This is a genomic window from Arthrobacter sp. RIT-PI-e (genome assembly GCF_001187915.1).
Lineage (GTDB): Bacteria > Actinomycetota > Actinomycetes > Actinomycetales > Micrococcaceae > Arthrobacter_D.
In genome coordinates this window covers 76147-102312 of sequence record NZ_LGIU01000042.1, presented here as the reverse complement: position 1 = coordinate 102312, position 26166 = coordinate 76147, and the positions used below count along the sequence as shown (strand labels likewise).

Sequence of the window (26166 nt, the reverse complement as noted above, 5' to 3'; positions counted from 1 at the left end):
GAGGGGAGGCTCTGGGGTGGGAGGAGCGCGGTGCGGGGCAGGGGCCGTGATCACGTCGATTCACGTCGATGGTGGATCATCGTGGTCACGGCCGCCGTCCCCTACCGCGCGGTGTGCTGCGGAGCTCTGCGGTGCGGACCGTCCCCGGGGATGCACCGTCAGGGTCCGGTGGTGGTGACCGGTCCTACTTCAGGTCGTCGCGACCGGCGTCGTCGTTGTCGTCGTCGTCCTCCGGGAGGTGCACGTCGGTGACGGCGATGTTTACCTCGAGGACCTCGAGGCCGGTGGTGCCCTCGACGGAGTCGATGACGTTGCGACGGATCATCTTGGCCACCTCGACGATGGATGCGCCGTTCTCGATGACGATGGTCAGGTCGATGGCAGCCTGACGCTCACCCTTCTCGACGCTGACGCCGCCACTGACGTTGGTCTGCGACCCGGGGATGCGCTCGGAGATGCTGGTGAAGGCCCGGCGACCGGCGCTGCCCATGGCATAGACACCGGGAACCTCCCGTGCTGCCAGGCCGGCGATCTTCTGCACCACGGTGTCGGCGACGGTCGTGTTGCCCTCGTCGGTCTGCAGGGGGCCGATGTTGCGTGACTTCTCGGCCTCCTTGGCCTGCTGCTGGGCCTGGCGCTCCTGCTCCTCGCCGGTGGCCGGGACTGCGGTGGATGAGGTGTTGTTAGCCATGTGGATGCTGTCTCCTGGTGGTAGGAATGCGTACACAGGTCAAGACGCTCCGTCCGCGGAATCGTCACGCCGTTCCAGCAACTATTTTTTTCCCGCTCACCTCGTCCTCGCGAGGAAGGGCTCGTTCTGCTGACGGAACGGGCGGGGGGCTTAGGCTGGTGGCAGGTTTCGGCCTCGGGGGTGACGAGGATCACTTTCACAGCACAGGAGAGGGGACGTGTGGTCCAGGAGCATCACGACGTCGGGCCCGCCGGGTCGTCCCGTTCCGCTCGCTCGGAGCCGGAGCCGGAGCCGGAGCCGGAGCCGGAGTGGACGGCCGAGCGTGAGCCGGGAACCGGTGAGGAGCAGGTGCCGGGGCTCGAGGACCTGACCGGGTCGGGGGCCACCGGAGCCGGATCCCTGATCGCCTCGACGCCCGCCACCAAGGATCCCGTCCCGGCTTTCCGCTCCAGTGACTCGCGCCCGTCGCCCGAGGACGCCGATCCGGAACCATCCACCGGCACGGCGCCGTCTCGGCAGGGTGGGGTCCCCGAATACACGGGCCCGACTTCCGACGAGCGTTCGGAGGAGCTCGACGAGCTCACCATCGTGGCGCGGGCGCAGGACGGGGACCTGCAGGCCTTCGACTGGTTGATCACCGCGTATCAGGGCGGCATCTTCCGGTTGTGTCTGCGGATGCTCAACGACCGTCAGGACGCGGAGGACATCGTGCAGGAGACCTTCATCTCCGCCTGGCGGAGCCTGCCGAACCTCACGGTGCCGCAGGCCTTCGTGCCATGGCTGTACCGCACGGCGACCAACAAGTGCCTCGATGACCTCCGGAGGCGTCGGCGCCGCCCGGTCGAACCCACCGGGGATCTCGGCTCGGACCCCTACGAGGACGTGGAGAGTTCCAGGGGCAGGAACGCCGTCGGTGCGCCCGCCTCCCTCGACCCGGCCCGGCAGGTCGAGAGCCAGGCGCAGATGAAGGCCCTGGCCGCGTTGCTCCAGGGACTTCCTGCCGGACCGCGTGCTTGTTGGTTGCTCCGTGAGATCCACGAGTTCTCGTACGGTGAGATCGCTGCGATCGTGCAGGTTCCCGAGAGTACCGTCCGTGGCCGGATCGCCCGTGCGAAACGCTTCCTAGCAGAAGGGATGGAGCCATGGCGGTGAATGATCACCCGCAGGGGGATCCTCCTCGGCACGAACGCCCGCGTCTCGGGTGTGGCCGGGACCTCGACGAGGTGTGGGCCTCCATCGACGAGCCGCCCTCGGCGCACGAGCAGCACTGCGAGGACTGCCGCAGTGCCCGTGCATCGTTGCAGAACCTTGCCCTGATCACCGGTGCGATGCGCGAGAACGACCGCGTGGACCCGGAGCTGCAGCCCGGCTCCCGGGTCAGGGAAGCGATCATGATGGTGGCGCGGGCCGAGATCCGCCGTGGCCGGCGTGCACCGCTGAGCAGGACCGAGCTCGGGACGATTGACATCAGCGAACAGGCCCTCACCGCGTTGATCCGCTTCGCAGCATCGACGCTCCCCGGAGTCCGGGCCCGGCGCTGCAGCATCAGTACCACCGGCCCCGGAGGCACCCGGGCGCCCTCCGGTGATCCGGTGGACGTCACGGATGTCCGCATCACACTCCGGGTGGCCCTGCCGTCCACCATGAGGATCCCGCCGGCGATGGTCTCGCTCCGGGAGCGTGTCGGTGCGATCGTCCGTACGCAGACATCCATCACCATGAAGCAGATCGATATCGTCGTGGAGGACCTCTATGATGTCTGACCCGTCCGTTGACGCCCGGGTACCGGACCTCGACCCCGTGGTCGAGCAGCTCAGATCCGTCCTCCTCGCAGAGCCCGGGCTGGTACGCCTGGAACCGACGGTGCGCAGCACGGTCCAACGCCTGAAGCTGACGCCGGTGGCCCTCTTCCAGCAGACCTTCGGTGCGGACGGTGAGGAACCGGTCGTCTCCGTCACGGACGGGCTCACCCTGTCCCTCGCCGGCACCATGGTCAACGTGCACATCGACGTCGCCACCGACGTCGACCACCCTGCGCTCACCCTGTCCCGGAAACTGCAGGTACTCGCCGCGACAACCCTCGAGCGCCACGGACTGACCGTCGGGACGATCGACGTCACGATACTCTCCATTGAGGAAGCGCCCCGGCCCACCCGAGCGGGGGACCCGGTGCCCGACGGCGGGGGATGAGTCCCGGCTGCAGATCGGCGGGGAATCAGCCCTCGAAGTGCGTGCTCACCGGCTTCCGTTGCCCGACGGAGCCCAGGATTTCCGTCGCCACGTCCCGGAGCTTCACGTTCCGGTTGGACGAGGCGCGGCGCAGAATGGTGATGGCTTCCTCCTGGTCGCACCGGTTCTGGGCCATGATGGCGCCGAGAGCCATGTCGATGGTGGTGCGTGATTCCATGGCGGCCCGCATGTTCGAGGTGGCCGAGCTCAGTTCGGCCATGCGCACGGCAAGCCGGAGGGACTGCGAGACGTCCCGGGCGATGCGCTCGGCGACGACGATGCCCTGGTCGTCGAAGGCGTTCGCCTCGGTGGAATAGAAATCCAGGCCGGCGCTGGCGCCCGCGTCGAGCCGGATCGGGATGCCCAGGGCCGAGCGCAGGCCGTGGGCTGCGATCGCTTCCCGGTACTCGGGGAAGCGGGTCTCCGTCAGGAAGTCGGGGATGTGGACGGTGACGCCCTCCCGCGCGGCGCGGAGACACGGACCGTCGTCGAACCCGTACTGCACCTCGTCCACCAGCTGCGCCTCCTCGCTGCTGCTGGCCACGGTGATCATCGAGCGGGGACGCAGGAGCGTCACCCCGCAGAACACGCTCCCGTAGGCCCCGGTGAAGGACTCCGCAGCGATGGTGACCATCCCGGTCAGGAAGTGCTGCACGTCCTCGCTCTCGAGCACCATGTTCTGCAACCTGGCGGTCACGGTGTCACGTTCGACCTCGCGGGCCAATTCGTCCTCGTCCGGCATCCCCACCTCGATCCGTGCATCACGTCCGTCCGGAAGACCCGTCGTCACCCGGAACCACCTCCGTGGTTCCTGAAGATGTTATGCCATGCCGAATCGGGCGGCTGACGCAGTGCCGGGCCGGATCATCCGAGGCGTGGCGACGTCGCCGTTGTCGATGACGAAGGTTGCGCGTTCCCAGGGCTGTGCAGCATCGAAGTAGAGGCGCTGCCCCTGCACGTACCGGTGCATGGAACATGCCCTCCGCCAGCACCAGCGCTTCCGGCGGAGCGTAGGAGAACACCGGCTCCATCGGTCGATCTGCTCCTGGATCGTAACCGACCGGTGAGTACCAGCCGTCGCCCTTCGGCCCCAACGGTGTGAGCACGTACTCCCGGAGCATCCGGTAGTCGTAGGTGTCCTGCCAGAACCCTTCCGGGGAATGACGTCCCCGTGCATGCCGAAGAGTCGGCGGGTTCAGGAAGTCGTCCGCGTGGATGGTGATCACGGGACGGTCGTGAATCTCTGCCGCCAGGGCGGCGGCGAAGGTCGTCTTCCCGCTACCGTCCACACCGTCGATCGCTACAAGTCGACCGTCCGGTCCGAGCACATCGAGAACGGCAGCCGCCAGTGATCGTATGAACATCTCCATGCACCCCATCCTGCTGCAGGTGAGGATCGCGCGGCTGGGTACCGACCGACGAGCGGGCGTAGCGTTGGTGCACATGGAAACGAATCGCTTCGCCGTCGTCACCGCTCCGCGTTCCGTCGAGGTGCAGGAGGAGGAACTCCGGCAGCCGGGCGCGGGGGAAGTGCTCGTGCGGATCCGCTACTGCGGCGTCTGCGCCACGGACACCCACGGTTACAGTTCGGGAGGTCTCATCCCGAAGGCGGTCTTCGGCCACGAATGGACCGGCTCCGTGGTGACCGTGGGAGCGGGCGTCGACACCGTGGCCGAGGGCGACCGGGTGGTGGCGAGCGTCGGTCCCGCGTGCGGCATCTGCCCCATGTGCCGCGCCGGTAACGCCGACCACTGCGACACGGCGTTCGCCGAGGCCAACGGAGTGACCGAGGACGCCCCCGACCACGGAGGATTCTCCGAACATCTCATCGTCTCCGAGCGCCGTGTCCAGCGGGCCCTCGAGAGCCTGACGGACGAACAACTCGGCCTGGTGGAACCCACCGCCGTCACCTTCCACGCGGTCCGGCGCACCGGTCAGCGGCTGGGCGCCGTCGTGGTGGTGCAGGGCGCGGGGCCCATCGGGCTGCTCACGGCCCAGCACGCACGCCACGCCGGGGCGGGTGCGGTGGTCGTCGTCGAGCCCTCCGAGGCACGACGCGACGCCGCCCGGGCCCTGGGCTTCACCGAGGTCTTCGAGCCCGGCGACGAGTTCCGCGCGCGCGTCCTGGAACTCACGGGCACCCTCGGCGCGGACGTCCTCTACGAGTGCACCGGCGCCCCGGCTCTCCTGCAGCCCAGTGCCGAACTCGTGCGACGCGGCGGCATCCTCTCACTCCTCGGTTATCCCATGACCGATTCGGAGGTCTCCTACGGCGACTGGCAGTCGCGCGAGCTCACCGTGATCGGCTCGCTGGCCTACACCCACGCCGATTTCACGGGTGCCATGCGGGCGCTCGCCGACGGCTCGGTGGACGTGGTGCCGCTGATCACCGGCACGATCACCCTCGACGAACTGCCGGATCTTCTCGCCGAGCTCGACGGCGGCACCACCCAGCACGCGAAGGTGCTCGTGGCCCCGAACGCCGGAGCCTGATTCACCCGGGTCCAGCATGCTGCGCCGGAGCCTCCCGAGGTGAACCCTCCGGTCCTCGTGCAGACCCGGACCCCACTCAGCATGGGCGTCCAGCCAGGCGGAGTGCCGCTCGGGGTCGGGCAGGATCAGCCCGGGCATGCGGTGACCGTACCGTCCCCGGAGGGCGGACGAGCGTTGTGCGGATGTCCAGGACGACCCACCGATGGCAGTGCACGCTCCACTGGACGCCTCCGGACGGCGGGTCTAGCGTGAGCACCGAATGCAGCGGGTGCCCACGCGCCCGGAGAACCCCACGAAGGAGCGCCCATGGCCGTCACCATCCACCAGGAGAAGGAACTGCTCGAGAAGGTCCCCACCGGCCTGTTCATCGGCGGTGAGTGGCGGGCGTCGTCGTCCGGTGCCACGTTCGACGTCGAGGACCCGGCCACCGGGCGCACCCTGCTCACGCTGGCCGATGCCACACCCGAGGACGGCGTCGCGGCGCTGGACGCGGCGGTGGCCGCGCAGGCCGACTGGGCCCGCACCGCTCCCCGCGAGCGCGGCGAGATCCTGCGGCGCGCCTTCGACCTCGTGACCGCCCGCGCGGACGAGTTCGCGCTGCTGATGACCCTGGAGATGGGCAAGCCCCTGGCCGAGGCCCGGGGCGAGGTGGGCTACGGCGCCGAGTTCCTGCGCTGGTTCTCCGAGGAGGCCGTGCGCGCCTCGGGCCGCTACTCCGTGGCCCCGGACGGCAAGGCCCGGCTGCTGGTGAACAAGAAGCCCGTGGGCCCGTGCCTGTTGATCACCCCCTGGAACTTCCCGCTCGCGATGGCCACCCGGAAGATCGCCCCCGCGATCGCCGCCGGCTGCACCATGGTGCTCAAGCCCGCGAACCTGACCCCGCTGACCTCCTCCCTGTTCGCCACCGTGCTGCAGGAGGCGGGCCTCCCGGCAGGGGTGCTGAACATCGTGAACACCACCACGGCAGGCGAGGTCACCGGGCCGCTCATCGAGGATTCCCGCCTGCGGAAACTCTCCTTCACCGGCTCCACCCCCGTGGGCCGCAACCTCCTCGCCGCCGCGTCCCGGAACGTGCTGCGCACCTCCATGGAACTCGGTGGCAATGCCCCGTTCCTGGTGTTCGAGGACGCCGACGTGGACGCCGCGGTGGACGGCGCCATGCTCGCGAAGCTGCGCAACATGGGGGAGGCCTGCACCGCGGCCAACCGTTTCCTGGTGCACGAGTCCGTGGCCGACCGCTTCGCGGCGGCGCTCGCGGAACGGATGGGCGCGACCACCCCGGCGCGGGGCACGGAGGAGCGCTCGACGCTCGGCCCCCTGATCGACGAGAAGAGCCGCACCAAGGTGCACGAGCTCGTGACGGCAGCGGTGGACGACGGCGCCGTGGCGGTCGTCGGCGGCGCCCCCGTCGACGGGGACGGCTACTTCTACCGGGCGACGGTGCTCAAGGACGTCCCGCGGTCCTCGCGGATCCTGCAGGAGGAGATCTTCGGCCCCGTGGCGCCGATCGTCACCTTCGGCACGGAGGACGAGGCCGTGGAGCTCGCCAACGACACCGAGTACGGGCTGGTGGCCTACGTGTTCACCCGCGACCTGAACCGGGGCCTGCGGATCGGCGAGCGGCTCGACGTCGGGATGCTGGGCCTGAACGCGGGCGTGGTGTCCAACGCCGCAGCGCCGTTCGGTGGGGTCAAGCAGTCAGGACTCGGCCGGGAGGGCGGCGCGGAGGGCATCGAGGAGTACCTCTACACGCAGTACGTGGGGATCTCGGACCCGTTCGCCTCCTGACGCCCTCGTGCCGGCCGGCCACAAGCTCAGGATGAGCCAAGGATTCCGTCTGGGTTCGGTGTCGGGGCCCGAATCGGCGGCCGGGACCATCCGGTGATCCTAGAGTTCGTTTCAGGGACCGCATTCGTGGTCGGGACAGCTGAGGAGATCCATCATGCGTACTCAGGCTCGGCCGGCGAGTGGCGCGGGGGGCTCGGCGAGTTCCGGGAAGAGGTTCCCCGGCTTGATCGTGCTCACCGGGGCGGTGCTGACCGTCTACGTCCTGACCCTGCTGCTGACGACCCCGGGCTCGTACGGCGCGTTCGAGGAATCGCTGGGCATCATCACGGAGCTGCTGGCGGTCACCGTGTGTGTCCGGGCAGCGTTCCGAACGCGGTTCAGGCAGTGGCAGATCCTGTTCGGGGCGGGCGCCGTCACCATGTACACCATGGGGGACGTGCTCTACCTGTTGGAGCTGAACGGGCAACCAGCGCTCACCGATGTGACGACCGCAGACGTCGCGTACCTCGCCTTCTACCCGCTCATGCTCAGCGCGCTCGTGGTCATGATGCGCAAGCTCAAGGGCCTGGCCTGGCCGCTTCTCCTGGACAGCGTGGTGGGAGCAGCGGCCGCGGGGTCGCTCATGGCGCTGATCCTCACCCCCGTCCTGACCGGTGGGGCAGGAGCCACCGGTCTGGAACTCGTCATCGTCGTCCTCTATCCGATCCTGAATCTGGTACTGATCACCGCTGTCGGTGGTCTGCTCGCTACCGGGGGTCTGGACCTGGGGCCCCGGTGGCAGCTGCTCGTCCTCGGACTGGTGGCCTACTCGGTGGCCGACATCGTCTTCGCGCTCACGTTGGAGAGCTACCTGATCGGGAACATCATCGATGCCGCCTGGGTGGCGGGGATCGTGGCCATCGCCGCATGGGTCGACGCCGCCGGACGAACCGGTCAGGAGTCCCGCGGGCAGGTCTACGAGCGCCCGGCCTTCCTGGCGCTGATGATCTCCACCACCACGGCCCTGGTGGTCCTGCTGATCGGGTGCCGGATGCAGATCCCGCTCCTGGCCCAACTTCTCGCGGCCTCCGCGCTCGCGATGGCCGCGGTTCCCCTGGTGTTCCGCAACCGGGTCCTGTCCACCCTGGCGATCACGGACGAGCTAACCGGGCTGCCCAACCGCCGGGCGCTCCTGATCCAGATCCCTCCGCGGCTCACCCGTGGCCGTCCTGGAGCGCTGTTCCTCCTGGATCTCGACTGCTTCAAGGACATCAACGACGCCCTGGGGCACGACGTCGGGGATCAGCTCCTCATCCGGGTGGGGCAGCGGTTCGCGGAGCAGCTCACCCCCGGCGATCTCCTCGTACGTCTCGGAGGGGACGAGTTCGCGGTGTTCCTCGACGGCTGCACCAAGGAGGAGGCCGTCGCTGCAGCATGCCGCTTGAGGGGGGCACTGGACGAACCGATCACCGTCGGACTGTCCTCGTTGCAGGTCGACGTGAGCATCGGTATGGCCCTGACCCCGGCGAACGGCACCGATCTGAACCTCCTGATGCGCAAGGCCGATGTGGCCATGTTCCGGGCCAAGTCCGATCGCAGCGGGCATCACCTCTACAGTTCCCTGGACGACGACGGTGCCGCCCGCAAACTCCAGACCCTGCAGGAACTGCGCACCGCGATGGCCGAGGACCAGCTCGAGATGCACTACCAGCCCAAGGTCCACCTGGCCGGCGAGCGGGTCACCGGACCGGTCGGGAGGACGAGTCTGGAGGCCCTGGTCCGCTGGAACCATCCCGTACTCGGTCAGCTCTCGCCGGACAAGTTCCTCCCCCTGGCCGAGGAGGCCCGGCTCATGCCCAGACTGACCACGCTCGTGCTCGAACGCACCGTGGCACGCGTGGCCGCCTGGCGCGCCGAGGGCCTGGAGGTGAACGTCGCCGTGAACCTGTCAGGATCCTGCATCCCGGTGGATCTCCCGCAGCAGATCGACATCCTGCTCCGGCAGCACCGGGTGCCGGCCACCTCGTTGACCCTGGAGATCACGGAGGACGCCCTGATGGCCACGCCCAGACGCACCGCCGAGGTCCTCACCCGGCTGCGCGCCGACGGGATCGAGATCTCGATCGACGACTTCGGCACCGGGTACAGCTCCCTGGCCTACCTGCGCGACCTCCCCGTGGACGAGCTCAAGCTCGACCGCTCCTTCATCAGCGCGATGCGCAGGGACCGGCGCGCGCACGGCCTGGTGGCCTCCATCATCGACCTCGCCCACAGCCAGGACCTGCGCGTGGTCGCGGAGGGGGTGGAGAACGAGGAGACGGCGGAGGAGCTCCGCACCCTCGGCTGCGACCTCGCCCAGGGGTATCACTTCGCCAGACCTCTTCCGGCCGCCGGCGTGGCCCCCTGGATCGCTGCGCATCCACCCCGGGGTGTGCCTCGGGCGGACTCCCTGCTGGTGCGGGCACCTGCGGCGACCCGGCCCGTTCCTCCGGCCCCCGACCGCCCGTAGCGCTACCCGCACCAGCTGCCCGGGTCGCCCCGGAGCGAGCGCGGGGCCGGGCAGCAATGTGCTGGGTCGCCGGTCGGTGCGGGATCCTACCGGGAGTCGGTCGGGAACCGGTTGACCAGCGACCGCGGCAGGAAGCGCGCTCTGAACCGTACCGGCCAGGAGCTGCTGCTGCGCAGGGCGCTCCGTACGGCGTCGACGTCGTCCCACCGGGCACGCAGCGCAGGCCGGGCCAGGGCCGCGGTGGACCCCGACCCCCCGCCGGGACCCTGCATCGCGGGGGTGTGCTCCGCGTACTCCTCGTACTCGTACGCCGCGCGCAGGCGGGCCATGGAGCCGGCCTGGGCCTCCGCGAGCCCGGCCTGCCGGGCCAGCCGGTGCTCGAAGGTGCGCGGTGGGTCGGGGGCCTGCAGCGGGGCGCCGGAGTCACCGGCGATCTCGGTGGTCTCCGCCCATGCGGTGGTCGCCGATCCTCGCCCGCCGGGGCCCCCCCCCGCCGTCTCCGGTGCACGGCGCCGTGACCCGGGGCGTGCGGAGCGCAGCGGGGGGGGGATCAGTGCCACGAGCACCAGGCCCGCCGCGGTCAGCACGCCGGGCAGGGCACGGGAGCCGCTCTGCTCGCCACTGGGGGGTGTCGCCTCGGCGGAGGGGGAGGGCTCGGCCGCCGGGGTCTGCTCGCCCGGTGCACCGGGGATCGCGTTGCCGGGATCCAGGGAATCGAGATCGTCGCGCTGCTGGGCGGAGGGGGTGAACGTCTGCTGGGCGTACTCGGGCACCACACCGCGGGAGGGGGTGGGTTCGAACCGCACCCAGCCCACACCCTCGAAGTAGAGCTCGGGCCAGGCGTGGGCGTTCCGGGAGTCCACCACGAACTCCGTGAGTTCCAGGCCTCCGGGCCCCTCACGCGTGTTCCCGGTGGGGCTGCCGGGGGTGTACCCCACGGCCACCCGGCTGGGGATCCCCGCGGCGCGGGCCATGACCGCCATGGTGCCGGCGTAGTGCACGCAGTACCCGGAGCGCACTTCGAGGAACTCGGCCATGACGTCCAGGCCGGTGCCGTCGTAGCCGCCGTCCACGGGGGCCTGCTCGGAGTAGACGAAGTCCGGTCCGCGCAGGTGGTTCTGGATGGCGAGTGCCTTGTCGTACGGATTCCGGTACCGGCCCGCGACGTCCTCCGCGGTGGTCCTGATGATCTCCGGGGGGTCCTCCGGGCGGGAGAGGAACACCGCGGACACGGCGTCGGGGCCGGCGGGGCTGGTGCGGCCCAGGCCCTCGCGGGTCCGCTCGGGCTCGCGGCTCCGCACCAGGTAGTCCTGGCGGGGGGTGGGCCCGCCGTCGGTGGCCAGCACCGAGAGGTTGAGCGGATCCCATTCCCAGGAGCCGCTCAGACCGGTGACGCCCTCGGGTGCGTAGGGGGAGAGCAGCCAGGGGCTCGCGTAGCTCTGCGTGCTCACGCGCGTGAACACCTCGGTGCCCGGGACGTCACCGCCCACGCCCTGCTCGGTGCCCATCTCGGCGACGTCGGGCTCGCGGTCCCCGAGGCGCTGGTCCGGTTCCCAGCGGCGGCCGGAGAAGTCCTCGAGGGTGACCGCCCGCAGGTACAGCGGGGAGTCCGAGCTCGTGGAGTAGGTGATCCGGCCGAACCCGGTGGGGTTCCGGAGGTCGTTGCCGAGGGTCACGGCGGGGTTGAGCCCGGTGGCGTTGCCCCACACGTTGAGGCGCGAGCCCTGGGGGAAGGCGCCCGAGGTGAACCCGGGGATCATCAGCGGCAGGATCAGCGTGGCGGACAGGGCTGCGGCCCCGATGATCACCCCGCGCCCGGCGAAGCCCGAGGACGCCCGGGCGCCACCGGAGGCCCTCCGGTTCTCCCGCCACTGGGCGAGGGCGAGGACCAGGAGGTAGCCCAGCGCCGTGGCCACGAAGGCGGACAGGCCCACGCCGTCCGGCTTCACGATCGCAGGGGCCACGAGGATCCCCAGGAGGCCCGCCCCGCCGGCGGCGGGCATGGCCAGGGTGGTGGCGAACAGGTCCACGACGATCGCGATCAGTCCCAGCGCGGCGCAGATGACCAGCATGATGCCGTCCCCCGGGAGCACGGGGACCACGGAGGAGACCACGGTCTCCTCCGCCTCCGCGAGCAGCCGCTGGATCTCCGGTACGGTCCCGGGGCCCGGCACCACACCGAGGAAGCTCGAGGAGCCGAGGAACTGCGCGGTGAGCATGCCCACCAGCGCCAGGACCCCCACCGATGCGGTGGCCACACCCCCCGCCCGGAGGCTCCGCGCCGCGGCCATGGCGAGGAGTACCGGGAACACCGTGCCGAGCCCCGGACCCAGCCAGGTCCAGGGCCCCCCCACGCCGTTGAGGCTGGTGGCGGCGGCGAGGACGGCGAACAGCACCGCGCCGGTCACCGCCCAGGGCCACGGTTCCACGGGTGCGCGGACCGGTGCGGCGGGCGGTGCGGCGGGGGGGGGAGCCGGACGGGACAGGGTCGAGGTCATGCCGATCCTCCGGAGGGGGTGGCCCGGGCGGCGCGGTCCGGGATGCGGCGGCGGGGGGGTTGTCCGTCCCCGCCTGCTCCAGCCCGGCCCAGACGGCGGGGAAGTCGGCCCGGGGGGAAGCCGCCGTGGCGTGCCAGCCGGCGTCGCGCAGGATCTCGAGCTGACGCCGGGAGTCCGCGGGGCGCTCGGTGGCGAGCACGGCGTAGGCGGCGGACCCGTAGCCGGCGGCCGGGGCCAGCGCCCGTGCCTCGTCGACGGAGAGGACGCCGAGCAGCGCGATCAGGGGCCCGCGGCTGCGGCCGGCCGCCAGCTTGTCCAGGAGGTCGTCGCCGTAGGCGGCATGGGGTGCGCTCTGCGGGGTGTCCGCCGGTGCGCGGCGGATACGGCGTGCAGCGCTGCGGGCGGCCTCCCCGGCCCGCACCACGGTGCTGCCGGAGCGGTCCTCGTCCGCGGAACGGCGTCCGGTGTCCGCGGCGAGTTCCAGGGCCGCGAGCCCTTCGGCGATCCCGACGACGGCGCCCGGCCCGTGGTGCTCCTCCTCCGCGGGGAACGGCGCGGAGGCCGAGTGCAGCAGTGCGGGAGCGCCCTGCTGGTCGAGGAACCGCACCGCGTAGTTGCGCTCGAGCAGGTGCGCGCTGACGGACATCACCGCGGTCACGGCCCATTCGAAGGTGGGGGAGCTGAGCAGCCCGTCGGTGCTCGCGCCGTCCGGGCCGAACGCGGCGGAGAACCCGGTGCTGAAGCTGGCGTGCCGCTGGTCCATGAGGAGGGTGGCCTGCGGGGTGGTCACCGATTCCTCCTGCCGCACCATCAGTTCGCTGTGGCGGGCGGTGGCCGCCCAGTGCACCCGGCGCATGGAGTCGCCGTGCCGGTACTCGCGCGTCATGACGTCGTCGTCGCTCGGGTTCGCCTGCCGGTGCGTCGCGGCCGTGCCGTCGCTGCCACGGGATCCCGAGAGCGGAGAGGCCAGCAGCTCCAGGGGCGCCGGCGTGACCACGAGGGCGTCCGTACCGCCGAGCACGTGGCGGGACTTGCCGAGCCCGAAGGGGGCGGTGAACTCGGCGGTGGCCGGGCCGATCTCGTACATCCCGCGCGAGCCGGAGCGCAGCCGGTACTCGTACAGGGACACGCCGTCGGGGGTGGGGTTCCGCGACGGGTAGGAGAACTGCGGCGCCTGGCCGAAGCGCGGGGGCAGCTGCTCCTCCATGGCGAGGCTCGCGCCTCCGGCCACGGACGCCGTGAGGGAGAGCGTCACGGTGGTGGTGGAGCCGGTCTCCATGGACTGCGGGGAGAAGCGCCGGCCCACGGAGAAGCGGGGCTTGACGATCCGGAGCACCAGGACCGAGGCCAGCGGCAGCACCAGCAGCAGCACCCCCACGTAGAGCAGGTCCCGCCGGCCGAGCACCTGCGCGGCCAGGAGCGCGGCCACGGCGGTGAGGACGAAACCCCAGCCGCGCACGGTGAGCAGGCGCGAGGGTAACCGGTCGAGAAGAGCCATCAGATGTCCGCCACGTAGAAGGAGGGGGAGCAGGGAACGTCGGGTGCCGGAAGGCCCTGCGGGCTCAGCGCCGCTGCCCCTCACGGGCCACCGGCACACGGTCCAGGATGTCCTGGACGATGCTCGACGCCGTCTCCCCGGCGCTGGCGGCCTTGCGGTCCAGCAGCAGCCGGTGGGCCAGGACGGCGTCGGAGATGTTCGCGACGTCGTCCGGGAGCACGAAGTCCCGGCCCTCGAGCGCGGCGCCCGCCTTCGCGGCCCGCAGGAGGTGCAGCAGGGACCGCGGGCTGGCGCCGAGCCGCAGCCGCGGGTGCTCGCGGGTGGCCCGGCCGATCGCCACGGTGTACTCCTTCACGGCCGGGGCCACGTAGACACCGCGCACCTGCCGCAGCATGGCGGCGATGTCCCCCGCGCTCGCCACGGGGCGCACGGCCTCGAGCGGTGAGACGGACTGGTGGGTCTCGAGCATCGCCGCCTCCGCCCGGGCATCGGGGTACCCCATGGAGATCCGCGCCATGAACCTGTCACGCTGGGCCTCGGGCAGCGGGTAGGTGCCCTCCATCTCGATCGGGTTCTGGGTGGCCACCACCATGAACGGTTCGCCGAGGGCATGGGTGCGGCCGTCCACCGTCACCTGGTGCTCCTCCATGCACTCGAGCAGGGAGGACTGCGTCTTGGCGGAGGCACGGTTGATCTCGTCGCCGATCACGATGTTCGCGAACACCGGGCCGGGGCGGAACTCGAAGCGCCGGGAGTCCTGGTTGAAGATGGACACCCCGGTGACGTCCGAGGGCAGGAGGTCCGGGGTGAACTGGATGCGGTTCACCGTGCAGTCGATGGTGCGGGCCAGGGTCTTGGCGAGCATGGTCTTCCCCACGCCGGGGACGTCCTCGAGGAGCAGGTGGCCCTGGGCCAGGAGCACGGTGAGGGCCAGCCGGCCGGCCTCCGGCTTGCCGTCGATCACGGTGTTCACGGCGTCGAGGATGCGGGTGCTGATCCGGTGGAAGTCGGCCCCCGGCACCTCCGGGTCCGCTGCTGCCCTCCGCTGGTCCTGGAGGGGTTCGGCGGTGTTGTGCTGGACGTCCATGGGAACCTTCCGTGCGAGGGCTGCAGGGGAGGACCGCGCGGTCTCGACGACCGCAGGCACACCCCCACAGGAAACCGCCGCGGTTCCCCCGGCGCGCGGGCACAAGGAACCGGGCTGACTGATTGAACAGAGTACTAGGTCAACTGGCGTGCCGGGGGATAAGTTCCGTGGAGCAACGAGGTGGCGGTGGCGCCGCAACTAGGGTGGGGGCATGTGCACCAGTGCAGCCTCCTCCGCCCACCCCTACGCGCCCGGCGAGACCCCGCCCGCCTACCGCGCCCCGGACCCCACGGGTTCCACCGCCCTCACCGACGACGACGCGCAGCCGGCCCCGCGCAGCCGCAAGGGCGGCTACCCGCCGTTCCCCGAGCCCCTGCCCGTCCCGGTGATCGACAACCACACGCACTTCGACTTCCGTGAGGGTCCGGTGGGCGTGACGGTCCACCAGGCACTGGACGCCGCGGAGGCCGCCGGTGTGCGCGGGGCCGTGCAGGTGGGCACGGACCTCGCCTCCTCCCGCTTCACCGCGGAGGCGGTGGAGCAGGATTCCCGCCTGCTCGGTGCGGTGGCGCTGCACCCCAACGACGCGCCCCTGCTGGCGGAGGCGGGAGGGCTCGACGACGCCCTCGCGGAGATCGAGCAGCTCGCCGCGGGCCCCCGCATCCGTGCGCTCGGGGAGACCGGTCTGGACTACTTCCGCACCGGGGAGGGCGGCCGGGGGGAGCAGCTGAGGTCCTTCCGCAGCCACATCGACATCGCCAAGCGCCTCGGCAAGGCGCTGCAGATCCACGACCGCGAGGCGCACGACGACGTCGTGGCCACCCTGCTGGCGGACGGCCCCCCGGAGCGCGTGGTGCTGCACTGCTTCTCGGGTGACGCGGAGCTGGCGCGGATCTGCAACGAGAACGGCTGGTACATGTCCTTCGCGGGCACCGTGACCTTCAAGAACGCCGCGGGGCTGCGGGAGGCATTGCTGGTGGCGGATCCCGCCCTGGTGCTGACGGAGACGGACGCCCCGTTCCTGACACCGGAACCGCACCGCGGGCGGCCCAACGCCTCGTACCTCGTCCCGTACACCGTGCGCAGCATGGCGGACGTCCTCGACACGGGGCTGGACGCCCTCTGCGCCCGGCTCACCGCCAACACCGAGGCCGTCTACGGCAGCTGGGACTGAAGAACCGGCCACGTAGGGCGGGTGCGGCATCCGAGTAGTCCCGGGAGGAACTCGGGTGGAGCGCACTCGTGCCCGGGCCGCTCGTCCTTCGTAGTGTTGGGCCCAGGAGAGCGCGGCAGGCCCGCCATCGTGCCGCTGCCACCGCGCCTCCAGTACCGCCCTTCTCTTGAGACCGGAAGCAGGCGGTACGTCCGGCGGCTCCCTCCCCAGCAGGGATGCAACCCCAGTGGGCCGGCGGCGTCGGGGACCCTTCTGAGACCAGGGTCCCCGGTCCCCGCCGTCGGCCCCGGGGCCGGGCCGGTTCCCGGTCGCGGACGGATATCATGGCAGGGTGACTCAGCCCCCCGCCGCAGACCGGCCCGCACCCCTCCTGGGAGCCGCCGACATCCGGCGGCTCGCGGCGGAGCTGGACATCCGCCCCACCAAGACCCTCGGCCAGAACTTCGTGATCGACGGCAACACCATCCGCCGGATCGTGGGCGCCGCCCAGCTCGGGGAGCACGAGACCGTGCTGGAGGTGGGCCCGGGCCTCGGCTCCCTCACCCTCGGCCTGCTCGACGCCGCCGAGCGCGTGGTGGCCGTGGAGATCGATCCCGTGCTGGCCGCGAGGCTCCCCGACACCGTGGCGAGGTGGCGCCCGGAGCGCGCAGCAGCGCTCGACGTCGTCCTCGAGGACGCCCTGCGCGTCACCGAACTGCCGCACGCCCCCACCGCCCTGGTGGCCAACCTCCCGTACAACGTGGCCGTACCCGTGGTGCTGAACCTCCTGGAGCGCTTCCCCTCCCTGCAGCGCGGGCTGGTGATGGTGCAGGACGAGGTGGCGGACCGCCTCGCGGCCCCTCCCGGATCGAGGACCTACGGCGTGCCGTCCGTGAAGGCGGCCTGGTACTCCAGCATGGGCAAGGCCGGAATGGTGGGCATGAACGTGTTCTGGCCGGCGCCGAAGATCGCCTCGGGGCTGGTGCGCTTCACGCGGCGGGAACCACCGGTCACCACCGCCACGCGGCAGGAGGTGTTCGCCGTGGTCGACGCCGCCTTCGCCCAGCGGCGGAAGACCCTGCGGGCCGCGCTCGCCGGCTGGGCTGGCACACCGGTGCTCGCGGAGCAGGCGCTCCGGGCGGCGGGGGTGGATCCCTCGGCGCGCGGCGAGGTCCTCGACATCACGGCGTTCGCCCGGATCGCGGAGGCCCGGCGGGAAGCGGCGGACGTCGGCGCCGTGAACTAGGTTGGGAACCATGGTCCCGGGCAGAACAGTCGACATGCGCTCCGGCGCCCGCTCCGCGCGCGTACGCGCCCCCGGGAAGATCAACGTCTCGCTCCGGGTGGGCCCGCCCCGCGAGGACGGGTACCACGGCATCGCCAGCGTGTTCCTCGCGGTGTCCCTCTACGAGGAGGTCACCGTCACCCGGACCCCGGGGGAGGAGATCACGGTCACCGTGAACGGCCAGGGCACCCTGAACCTGCCCGCCGGGTCCATCCCCCTGGACAGCACCAACCTCGCCGTCCGGGCTGCCGCGCTGCTGGCGGAGGTCAGTCCGGGGAGCACCGGGGTGCACCTGGACATCACCAAGCGCGTACCGATCGCCGGCGGCATGGGCGGGGGGTCCGCGGACGCCGCGGCGGCCCTGCTCGCGTGCGACGCCCTGTGGGGCAGCGGCTTCTCCCGCGACGAGCTCGCGAAGATCGCCGTGGACCTCGGCGCGGACGTGCCGTTCGCGCTGCTCGGGGGCACCGCCGTCGGCCTCGGGGTGGGCGAGCAGCTCACGCCCGCCATCTCCAAGACCCCCCTCCACTGGGTGCTCGTGACCTCCGACTACGGGCTCTCCACCCCCGAGGTGTACCGGAGGCTGGACGAGCTCCGCCTGCGCGACGGCGTGGAGCCGGACCCGCAGCCCGGGATCGACCCGGCGATCCTCGGGGCGATGCGCGCCGGTGACGCGCTGGGGCTCGCACCCCTGCTGCACAACGATCTCCAGCAGCCCGCCCTGGACCTCGCGCCCGGCCTGGGCGATATCCTCGAGGAGGGGAGCGACGCCGGTGCGCTCGCGGGCATCGTGTCCGGTTCGGGCCCCACCGTGGCCCTCCTCACCAAGAGTTCCGGCCACGCGGCCGAGGTGGAAGCCCACCTCGCCGCCCGCGGCCGGCAGGCGCTCTCGGTGTCCGGACCCGCGCATGGTGCACGGATCGTCACCGACCGCGCGGCCTGACCGACCCGCTCCTCCCGCGAACCTCCCGTTCCGACCGAAAGCAGTTTCTCCTTGGCACACCTCCTCGGCGCCGAAAGCCTCAGCGTCGCCTACGTCACCCGCACCATCCTGGACAACGTGTCCCTCGGCCTCGAGGACGGCGACCGCATCGGCATGGTGGGGCGCAACGGTGACGGCAAGTCCACCCTCATGCGCCTGCTGGCCCAGCGCAGCACCCCCGACTCGGGGCGCGTCACCAAGCGGCGCGACGTCTCGGTGGGCTACCTGGACCAGTCGGACGTGCTCGACGGCGAGCTCGAGGTGGGCACGGCGATCGTGGGGGACCAGGCGGACCACGAGTGGGCGTCCAACCCGAAGATCCGCGACGTGATGGGCGGGCTGGTCTCCGAGGTGGACTGGCACGCGAAGGTCTCCTCCCTCTCGGGTGGGCAGAAGCGCCGCGTGGCGCTCGCGAAGCTCCTCATCGGCGACGACGACGTCATCATGCTCGACGAGCCCACCAACCACCTCGACGTGGAGGGCGTGGCCTGGCTCGCGCGCCACCTGAAGCAGCGCTGGCGCCCCACCGAGGGCGGGCTCCTCGTGGTCACCCACGACCGCTGGTTCCTCGACGAGATCTGCAACCACACCTGGGAGGTGCACGACGCCGTCGTCGACGACTTCGACGGCGGGTACGCCGCCTACGTGCTGGCCCGCGCCGAGCGCGACCGCATGGCCTCGGTGGTGGAGTCCAAGCGCGTGCAGCTGGTGAAGAAGGAACTCGCCTGGCTGCGCCGCGGCGCCCCCGCCCGCACGGCCAAGCCGAAGTTCCGCATCGAGGCGGCCAACGACCTCATCGCGGACGTTCCCGAGCCGCGGGACTCGCTGGCGCTGAGCAAGATGGCCATGTCACGCCTCGGCAAGGACGTCCTGGACCTCGAGGACGTCAGCCTCGGCATCACGGACGGCGAGGGCGCGGACCGGCAGCTCTTCGACAGGATCACGCTGCGCCTGGCACCGGGTCAGCGGCTCGGGCTGGTCGGCGTGAACGGCTCCGGCAAGACCACCCTGCTGAAGCTCCTCAACGGCGAGATCGCCCCCACGGGCGGCAAGCTCAAGCGGGGCAAGACCGTGCAGACGGCCGTGCTCTCGCAGGAGGTGCGCGAGCTCGACGACGTCAGCAGCAGCCGAGTGATCGAGGTCATCGAGTCGGAGAAGCGCGTGTTCGCCGTGGGCGGCAAGGAGGTCTCCGCGAGCCAGCTCGTGGAGCAGCTCGGCTTCACCAACGAGAAGCAGTGGACCCGCGTGAGTGAGCTCTCCGGTGGCGAGCGCCGCCGGCTGCAGCTGCTGCGCCTGCTGGTGGGCGAGCCGAACGTGCTGATGCTGGACGAGCCCACCAACGACCTGGACACGGACACGCTCTCGGCGATCGAGGACGTGCTGGACGGCTGGCCGGGCACGCTCGTGGTGGTGTCCCACGACCGCTACCTGCTGGAGCGGGTCACGGACACGCAGATGGCGCTGCTCGGCGACGGGCACCTGCGGGATCTGCCCGGTGGTGTGGACCAGTACCTGGAGCTGCGCAGCGCCGCCGGCCCGCTGACGGCCACCGGCAGTGCTGCGTCCCCCGCCGTGAGCGGTGGTTCCGCGGGGACGTCCTCCGAGGCCGAGCTCCGGCAGGCGCGGAAGGACCTGGCGCGGATCGAGCGGCAGATCAGCAAGGTGGACGCCCAGAAGGGCAAGCTGCAGCAGCAGATGAGCGAGGCCGGCGCCAGGGCGGACGCCGACTTCGCGCACATCGCGGAGCTGGATGCCCGGCTGCGGGAACTGCAGGCGGAGATCGAGGAGCTCGAGGTGCAGTGGATGGAGGCCGCGGACGTCCTGGGCGAGTAGCCGCGCACCGATTTCCCGGTATCAGTAGGTAGTACGTAGTTTTTTCCACTCACCTGAGTAGTGGCTCCAGACATCACGTAGTGGGTCCGCCCCCTCCACTCTTGTGAGCCCCACCGCAACCCGATTGGCTGAAAGCGATAGGTCATCAGCAAGCGGTTTTCGGGGGGAATATGTCCTACGGCATCAGTGTCGATGTAGGAACGAGTTACACGGCTGCGGCCATCGTTCGCGACGGGGAGGCACCGCAGGTGCTCACCCTGGGACTGCGGGCGCCCTCGATCCCCTCGGTGGTCTTCCTCGGCACCGACGGCGTCAGCGTGGTCGGTGAGGCGGCCGAGCGGCGCGGCCTCGCCCACCCCGAGCGGATGGCCCGTGAGTTCAAGCGGCGCATCGGCGACAGCGTGCCCCTGGTCATGGGGGAGCTCTCCGTCCTCGCCGAGGACCTCTACGCCACCATGGTGCGCCACGTGGTGGATCTCGCCGAGGAGCGCGAGGGCGCCGCGCCCACGTCCATCACCCTCACCCACCCCGCCGAGTGGGGCGGCCACAAACTCGAATCCGTGCGGCGCGCCGTGGCAGGGGTGGGCATCACCGGGATCATGCTGATCACGGAGCCCGAGGCCGCCGCCCTCTCCTACGCCTCCTCGCAGCGCGTGGCCGCGGGCAGCACCCTCGCGGTGTACGACCTCGGGGGCGGTACCTTCGACGCCACCGTGCTCCGGAAGGCCGATTCCGAGTCCTTCGCCGTGCTCGGGAACCCGGCCGGGCTCGAGCGGCTGGGCGGCGCGGATTTCGACCAGGCGGTGTTCGGCCACGTGGTGGAGAGCCTGCCCGAGGTCTTCGCGGCGCTGGACCCCTCCGAGCCCGACGCCCTGTCCGGGCTCGCCCGGCTCCGCAGGGAGTGCGCGGAGGCCAAGGAGGCCCTCTCCACCGACGCCGACACCACCATCGGCGTCTACCTGCCCGGCGCCCACGAGCAGGTGCGCCTGGTGCGCTCCGAGTTCGAGGCCATGATCGAGCAGGACCTCCGGGACACCGTCGAGGTGCTCGCCTCCGCCCTGGCCGCTGCCGGGGTGGAGCCGCAGGAGCTCTCGGCGATCCTGTTGATCGGTGGGTCCTCCCGCATCCCGCTGGTGGCCCAGCTGCTCTCCGACGAGTTCGAGCGGCCCCTGGCCGTGGATGCCGACCCCAAGGCCTCGATCGCCCTCGGCGCCGCGTTCGCCACGGCCGCCCTCACCGAGGACCCCGCCCCGCTCGCGGACGCGGAGCCGGCCGGTACAGCGGACGCCGTCACCGCACAGCACGGTGTCACGCCCCATGGCTTCGCTCCCTCGAGCTCCGCCCCGCACCACGGCCCCGAGGCCATGTCCACCAACCGGAGGCTGGGCCTGCGCGTGGCGCTGCTGGTGGGCGCCGTGGCCCTCATCGGGGTGGCCGGTGCCTCGGCTGCCGGGACGTCCTCGCCCCTGGCGATCTTCACGGGAGGCACCGACCAGCAGGCGGAGGCCGCGGAGCAGGGCGACACCCGATCCGGCGCACCGGCCTCGAGCACGGACGCGTCCGACGACGACGCCGCATCCGCTGCGGGGGAGACCCCGGCTGGTGACGATCCCGCGGACGGCTCCGCCGCAGGTGAGGACTCCGCGGACGCGGCTCCCGGCGGCAAGGACTCCGAGGAGGACACCCCGGACACGGCGGAGAGATCGGGCAGGACCCCGGCCGAGAAATCGGGCAAGGACTCCGAGCGGTCACGGTCCGGCAGCGCCGAGGACGGCGAGGACGCCGACGAGGCCACGAAGAGCGGCGGGCGCGGGTCCTCCGCGCGCCCGAGCTCCTCGAAGTCCCCCTCGGCGAGCTCCGAGCCGTCCGCCACCGAGGAGGGCCGCCCGTCACCCACGCCGTCCCGCACCCCGTCCGGTGCCGACGGGTCCGCCGCCGTCCCGGGTCCGACGACGCCCGCCCCCGGCACGCCGACCCCGAGCACGCCGGTCCCGAGCACGCCGGTCCCCGGCACCCACGCCGCAGGGAGGGGACGGCGGTACCGTCACGCCCTCCGCACCCGGCCAGGACCCCACTCCCACCGGCCAGCGCGCCACGAGCACACCCGAGGAGGGTCGGTGATGACACCCGTGCACCCCGGCCCCTCGGCCCTCGTGGTACCGCACATCGCCGTGGCGCGGCTCGCCGTCGAGGACGCCGCCCTGCACGAGGTGCTGCTCGCACTCAGCGTCGGCTTCCGCATCCCGGGGCAGCTGCCACCGCTGGCCCACGCCGCCGGTGAGCCGCTTCCCGCACTCGTGCAGCGGGCCCGGCAGGCCGGGTTCCTCGGAGCGGACGCCCGCCCGCTCCCGGAGGTGCACGATGCCGTGCTCCTGGCCGCGGACGCCTTCGACCTCCGGAGGATGCAGCGGGCCCTCTTGGACGAGTACTTCGAGAACCGGATCCCCCTGGGGGAGCTCGCGCACCGGTTCGCCGCGGACGGCGTGCGGGACGAGCGGCTCGTCCGGGTCCTCGAGCAGGAGGCCTCCGCCTCCCTCACCGAGGACCCCGCACGGGCACTCGAACTCCTCGACCTCGCCCTCCTCGCCGGAGCGGACACGACCGCCACGGCACCGGCCCGTGCCGAGGCCGCCGCCGCCCAGGGCGAGCTGGACACCGCCGGCCGCATCCTCGACGACTACTTCGCAGCCCCACCCGCCACACCGTTCTCCCCGGACGTGCCGGGCAGCGGACTGCCCGGGTTCCGCAGGGCTGTGCGGGTCTCCTCCGCGGTCTGGGCACAGCGCGGCATGATGTCGCGGGCAGCGGACATGTACCGCTGGGCCGCCGAACAGCACCCCGGGAGCACCGAACCGCTCGCCGTCGTGGCCCTCCTGGCCGCCGGCGCCCTCGGGGGAGCCCGCGCCCAGGCCCGCGAATCGGCCGCCACCGCCTCACCGGCGCTCGCCGCCGTCGCGTCCCGGTTGCTGGCCGAGGGTGCCCTGGCCTCGCTGGATGCCCTGCCGCACCACGCCCTCCCCATCCTCATCCGCTCCTCGGACACCCTCACCGCCTCCGGCCGTCTCCTGCCGAGCACGGAGTCGCCGGCCGCCTTCGCCGCGTTCGTGGCCATCCTCGCGGGAACACCCGAGACCGCCCGCAGCGTGGCCACCAAGGCACTCGAGGGCCACCAGGGTACGGGCAGTGCACGGCCGCGCCTGTGCCTGATCGCCGCCTGGGCCGCCATGCTGCAGGACGAGAACGACGCCGCACTGGAGTTCATCGAGCAGGCGCGGTCGGCAGTCCCCTCCCTCGTGCCGCGGGACGAACTGCTGATGCAGGCACTCCACGTGGGCCTGGCGCGTCGCTCCGGGAACACGAGCGCCCAGGTGCAGGCATGGCAGCGGGCCAGCGAGGCGCTGCTGCACGTGTCCGTGGACCTCTTCACGCTGCTGCCCCTCGGCGAGCTGCTCATCACCGCCGCACGCCTGAAGACCCTGGAGACGCTCCAGCCGCACATCGAGGAGGCATGGGCGCTGCTCGAGCGTCTCGGTCACCCCGTGCTCTGGTCCGTGCCCCTGCGCTGGTCCGCCGTGCAGGCCGAGCTGCTGCTCGAACGCCCCGCCCGCCTGGCGCCCCACGCCGCGGCCCTGGTCCGCGGGGCGGTGGCCTACCCGTTGGCGGGCATCCTCGCCGCGGCCGGCAAGGCGTGGATCTCGGTGCTCGGAGGGAACGCCGACCCGGACCTCGTGGAGGCCTCGGCCCGTGATCTCGCCTCCGTGGGGTACGCGTGGGACGGCGCCCGGCTGGCCGGGCACGCCGCCGCGAAGGCCGCCGACCGGAAGGACATGACGCGGTTGCTGGCCTGCGCCCGGGACCTCCGGGTCACCCCGGGCCGGGGTACGCAGGGGCTGACGGCCACGGAGACCCCACCCGTCCTGGAACCCGGCACGCACGCGGAGCAGCAGCGGCACGAGCCGCGCACCGGCACCCAGCGGGCGTCGGCGCGGCGGGAGCAGCGCTCCACCGCCGTCGACGGCGCGGGTCCGCGGGCCGTCCTCACCGAGCGTGAGCGCGAGATAGCCCACTTCGTGGTGCAGGGGCGTACCTACCGCGAGATCAGCGAGGAGGTGTTCATCTCGCCGCGCACCGTGGAGCACCATGTGGCCCGGATCCGCCGGCGCCTCGGGGCGGCCACGCGCTCGGACCTCCTGGCGAGCCTCCGCGTCCTCGTGGGCGAGGCCGGCCCCCGGGCCTCCGCAACCCCGTGACCCCGTGACCCCCTAACGGTGTTCGCCCGGAACCCCTAACGGGGTGCCGGCGGATAGGGGGTGCACCCCCGATGCCGGCGGGTGGACAGCACGCTTACGTTTGAACCAAGCCCGGCAACGACGCCGAGCGATCCACCCTTCGCTCACCAGAGAAAAAGGATCATCCCATGCCTACCATGGCCACCAGCCTCCTCGAATTCCTCATGAACCTCTTCCGCGACGCCGATGCCGCCAACGCGTTCATGGCCGACCCCGAGGGCACCCTCGAAGCAGCCGGCCTCGGCGGCGTCTGCACCGACGACGTCGACGCCGTGCTCCCCGTGGTCCTCGACTACGCACCCGTCAGCGCCGCCGGCCCCGTCGCCGCGTCCTTCGAGCGTGCCTACAGCACCGGTGGCAACACCATCGGCGCCCCCGTCGTCACCGCCCCCGTCACGGGTGCCCCGAGTGTCGGCGCCCCCGTCGTCACGCCGGGCGCCCCGAGCGTCGGTGCCCCCGGTCAGGGTGGCAACGGTGGCGCAGGCGGTAACGGTGGTGCAGGCGGCCACGGTGGGAACGGTGGCGCAGGCTACGAGGGCGGCGGAAACGGCGGCGCCAGCACCGGCGGCGACGACGACGCTCCCACGACCCCGGGCGGCCCCAGCGTCGGCGACGGCGACAACGGCAACGCGATCCAGCAGCTGCTGCACATCGTCAACAACTTCTCCTACACCTCGAACACCATCGACGACCGCGACACCATCGTGGACAACTCCGTGAACCAGAACATCTGGTCCAACGGCGACGTCAGCCAGATGTTCGACAACAACTCCCTCGTCGCCTCGGGCGACGGCGCTGTCGCCGCCAACGGCGACGTGGCCGTGGACAACTCCGTGAACACCGCGCTCGACGCCTCCACCAACGTCAGCGTGGGCGGCGACGGAAGCGTTGCCATCGGCAACGACTACTCCGACAACTCCTCGTTCGTGGACAACTCGGACAACTCCGACAACTCCGTGACCAACACCAATTCGGGCAACGACAGCTCGAACAACTCGGTCAACACCGTGATCACGGACTCGCTGAACGACAACTCGGACAACTCGCTCACCAACTCGGGCAACGACAACTCGGACAACAGCGACAACTCCGACAACTCCGACAACTCGGTGAACGTCGCCATCACGGACTCGCTGAACGTGACCGATTCCCTGAACGCCGACAACTCGGACAACTCGGACAACTCCTCGTTCGTGGACAACAGCAACAACTCCACCAACGTGGCCGTCGACATCAAGGACTCCCTGAACGCCGACAACTCGGTCAACGACTCGGGCAACGACAACTCCTCGTTCGTGGACGCCTCCGACAACTCGGACAACTCCATCAACACGGACGTCGACGTCGACGTCGCCGATTCCTTCAATACCGACAACTCGCTGGACGCCGACGTCGAGATCGTCGACTCCTTCAAGGACGAGTCCTACGTGGACAACTCGACGAACACCGACAACTCGGTGGACGCCGACATCGACGTCGCCGTCAGCGACTCCTTCAACGAGGAGTCCTTCGTCGACGAGTCGATCAACACGAACGTGGACGTCGCGGACTCCTTCAACGACAACTCGGACAACTCCGACAACTCGGTCGTGGAGAACACCGTCGTGGACACCGATGTGGCGGTCGCCGTCGCCGATTCGTTCAACGACAAGTCCCTCACCGACAACTCCACCGACAACTCGTACGTGGACTACTCGGAGAACACCGACGTCGTCGTCACCGACTCGTTCAACTACGACGAGCAGTACACTTCGATCGACGACAACACGCTCGTCTTCGACAACACGGTGGACGTCCTCTCCGACAACGAGACCACGGTCGTCGTCGAAGAAGGACACTGAGTTCCAGCAGT

18 protein-coding genes and 1 pseudogene are annotated in these 26166 nt (G+C 71.2%); 13 read left to right on the top strand and 6 right to left on the bottom strand.

Annotated elements, in window-relative coordinates:
• Positions 1–184 precede the first annotated feature (184 nt).
• Positions 185–691, bottom strand: a complete 507-nt coding sequence (locus AC792_RS04210; protein ID WP_049829319.1) for an Asp23/Gls24 family envelope stress response protein — start codon at positions 689–691, stop codon at positions 185–187.
• 219 nt (positions 692–910) lie between these two features.
• On the opposite strand from AC792_RS04210, the gene AC792_RS17475 reads away from it, so the two are divergent.
• From AC792_RS17475 to AC792_RS04195, 3 genes are read left to right on the top strand one after another with little or no spacing between them, the layout of a single operon-like run.
• Positions 911–1843, top strand: a complete 933-nt coding sequence (locus AC792_RS17475) for an RNA polymerase sigma factor (RefSeq protein WP_200903360.1) — start codon at positions 911–913, stop codon at positions 1841–1843.
• Positions 1834–2454 carry a hypothetical protein gene (locus AC792_RS04200; RefSeq protein WP_049829318.1) on the top strand — a complete coding sequence of 207 codons (621 nt, stop codon included), beginning with the start codon at positions 1834–1836 and terminating at the stop codon, positions 2452–2454. Before AC792_RS17475 ends, AC792_RS04200 begins: the two co-directional genes overlap by 10 nt.
• Positions 2444–2881 carry a hypothetical protein gene (locus tag AC792_RS04195; protein ID WP_152916019.1) on the top strand — a complete coding sequence of 146 codons (438 nt, stop codon included), beginning with the start codon at positions 2444–2446 and terminating at the stop codon, positions 2879–2881. Before AC792_RS04200 ends, AC792_RS04195 begins: the two co-directional genes overlap by 11 nt.
• A gap of 25 nt (positions 2882–2906) precedes the next feature.
• Here AC792_RS04195 and AC792_RS04190 read toward each other — a convergent pair whose 3' ends face one another.
• On the bottom strand, positions 2907–3710 hold the full coding sequence (locus AC792_RS04190) for a GAF and ANTAR domain-containing protein (protein ID WP_235436355.1): 804 nt from the start codon (positions 3708–3710) through the stop codon (positions 2907–2909).
• On the bottom strand, positions 3682–4290 hold the full coding sequence (locus AC792_RS16185) for a hypothetical protein (protein ID WP_200903359.1): 609 nt from the start codon (positions 4288–4290) through the stop codon (positions 3682–3684). The genes AC792_RS04190 and AC792_RS16185 overlap by 29 nt, the downstream gene beginning before the upstream one ends.
• Positions 4291–4363: 73 nt before the next feature.
• Between AC792_RS16185 and AC792_RS04185 the strand changes: the two genes are divergently transcribed.
• The 3 genes from AC792_RS04185 (at position 4364) to AC792_RS04175 (ending at position 9689) form a co-directional block, all read left to right on the top strand.
• A complete protein-coding gene (locus AC792_RS04185; protein WP_049829335.1) occupies positions 4364–5413 on the top strand; it encodes a zinc-dependent alcohol dehydrogenase in 1050 nt (349 codons plus the stop codon).
• Between the two features lie 306 nt (positions 5414–5719).
• Positions 5720–7201 (top strand): NAD-dependent succinate-semialdehyde dehydrogenase, encoded by a 1482-nt coding sequence (locus AC792_RS04180; protein WP_049829316.1) that lies wholly within the window; start codon positions 5720–5722, stop codon positions 7199–7201.
• A gap of 154 nt (positions 7202–7355) precedes the next feature.
• Positions 7356–9689 (top strand): putative bifunctional diguanylate cyclase/phosphodiesterase, encoded by a 2334-nt coding sequence (locus tag AC792_RS04175; protein WP_082177394.1) that lies wholly within the window; start codon positions 7356–7358, stop codon positions 9687–9689.
• An 86-nt stretch (positions 9690–9775) separates the two neighbouring features.
• On the opposite strand, the gene AC792_RS04170 is transcribed toward AC792_RS04175, so the two are convergent.
• Both AC792_RS04170 and AC792_RS18155 read right to left on the bottom strand, forming a co-directional pair.
• Positions 9776–12187 (bottom strand): transglutaminase family protein, encoded by a 2412-nt coding sequence (locus AC792_RS04170; protein WP_049829314.1) that lies wholly within the window; start codon positions 12185–12187, stop codon positions 9776–9778.
• Between the two features lie 811 nt (positions 12188–12998).
• Positions 12999–13043 (bottom strand): annotated as a pseudogene (locus tag AC792_RS18155) (hypothetical protein); the annotation flags it as partial.
• Between the two features lie 349 nt (positions 13044–13392).
• Between AC792_RS18155 and AC792_RS17465 the strand changes: the two are divergent.
• Positions 13393–13569 (top strand): hypothetical protein, encoded by a 177-nt coding sequence (locus tag AC792_RS17465; RefSeq protein WP_200903361.1) that lies wholly within the window; start codon positions 13393–13395, stop codon positions 13567–13569.
• Positions 13570–13749: 180 nt separating this feature from the next.
• Here AC792_RS17465 and AC792_RS04160 read toward each other — a convergent pair whose 3' ends face one another.
• Positions 13750–14772: an AAA family ATPase gene (locus AC792_RS04160; RefSeq protein ID WP_049829312.1), complete on the bottom strand. Its 1023-nt coding sequence runs from the start codon at positions 14770–14772 to the stop codon at positions 13750–13752.
• A gap of 211 nt (positions 14773–14983) precedes the next feature.
• On the opposite strand from AC792_RS04160, the gene AC792_RS04155 reads away from it, so the two are divergent.
• From AC792_RS04155 to AC792_RS17885, 6 genes are all read left to right on the top strand, one after another.
• Positions 14984–15946: a TatD family hydrolase gene (locus AC792_RS04155; RefSeq protein WP_049829311.1), complete on the top strand. Its 963-nt coding sequence runs from the start codon at positions 14984–14986 to the stop codon at positions 15944–15946.
• Positions 15947–16277: 331 nt separating this feature from the next.
• Positions 16278–17171 carry a 16S rRNA (adenine(1518)-N(6)/adenine(1519)-N(6))-dimethyltransferase RsmA gene (rsmA, locus tag AC792_RS04150; RefSeq protein ID WP_049829310.1) on the top strand — a complete coding sequence of 298 codons (894 nt, stop codon included), beginning with the start codon at positions 16278–16280 and terminating at the stop codon, positions 17169–17171.
• 10 nt (positions 17172–17181) lie between these two features.
• Positions 17182–18153 carry a 4-(cytidine 5'-diphospho)-2-C-methyl-D-erythritol kinase gene (locus AC792_RS04145; RefSeq protein WP_049829309.1) on the top strand — a complete coding sequence of 324 codons (972 nt, stop codon included), beginning with the start codon at positions 17182–17184 and terminating at the stop codon, positions 18151–18153.
• A 51-nt stretch (positions 18154–18204) separates the two neighbouring features.
• On the top strand, positions 18205–20025 hold the full coding sequence (locus AC792_RS04140; protein WP_049829308.1) for an ABC-F family ATP-binding cassette domain-containing protein: 1821 nt from the start codon (positions 18205–18207) through the stop codon (positions 20023–20025).
• 248 nt (positions 20026–20273) lie between these two features.
• Entirely contained in the window at positions 20274–24275 is a 4002-nt protein-coding gene (locus AC792_RS04135; RefSeq protein WP_326947686.1) for an Hsp70 family protein, read from the top strand.
• Positions 24276–24442: 167 nt separating this feature from the next.
• Positions 24443–26155: an IniB N-terminal domain-containing protein gene (locus AC792_RS17885; RefSeq protein WP_200903358.1), complete on the top strand. Its 1713-nt coding sequence runs from the start codon at positions 24443–24445 to the stop codon at positions 26153–26155.
• Positions 26156–26166: the final 11 nt, after the last annotated feature.

Coding starts and splice junctions, on each gene's coding strand:
- AC792_RS04210 (WP_049829319.1), bottom strand. CDS start 691: ATGGCTAACAACACCTCATCCACCGCAGTCCCGGCCACCGGCGAGGAG.
- AC792_RS04200 (WP_049829318.1), top strand. CDS start 1,834: ATGGCGGTGAATGATCACCCGCAGGGGGATCCTCCTCGGCACGAACGC.
- AC792_RS04195 (WP_152916019.1), top strand. CDS start 2,444: ATGATGTCTGACCCGTCCGTTGACGCCCGGGTACCGGACCTCGACCCC.
- AC792_RS16185 (WP_200903359.1), bottom strand. CDS start 4,290: ATGGAGATGTTCATACGATCACTGGCGGCTGCCGTTCTCGATGTGCTC.
- AC792_RS04185 (WP_049829335.1), top strand. CDS start 4,364: ATGGAAACGAATCGCTTCGCCGTCGTCACCGCTCCGCGTTCCGTCGAG.
- AC792_RS04180 (WP_049829316.1), top strand. CDS start 5,720: ATGGCCGTCACCATCCACCAGGAGAAGGAACTGCTCGAGAAGGTCCCC.
- AC792_RS04175 (WP_082177394.1), top strand. CDS start 7,356: ATGCGTACTCAGGCTCGGCCGGCGAGTGGCGCGGGGGGCTCGGCGAGT.
- AC792_RS04170 (WP_049829314.1), bottom strand. CDS start 12,187: ATGACCTCGACCCTGTCCCGTCCGGCTCCCCCCCCCGCCGCACCGCCC.
- AC792_RS17465 (WP_200903361.1), top strand. CDS start 13,393: ATGGCGAGGCTCGCGCCTCCGGCCACGGACGCCGTGAGGGAGAGCGTC.
- AC792_RS04160 (WP_049829312.1), bottom strand. CDS start 14,772: ATGGACGTCCAGCACAACACCGCCGAACCCCTCCAGGACCAGCGGAGG.
- AC792_RS04155 (WP_049829311.1), top strand. CDS start 14,984: ATGTGCACCAGTGCAGCCTCCTCCGCCCACCCCTACGCGCCCGGCGAG.
- AC792_RS04145 (WP_049829309.1), top strand. CDS start 17,182: ATGGTCCCGGGCAGAACAGTCGACATGCGCTCCGGCGCCCGCTCCGCG.
- AC792_RS17885 (WP_200903358.1), top strand. CDS start 24,443: ATGCCTACCATGGCCACCAGCCTCCTCGAATTCCTCATGAACCTCTTC.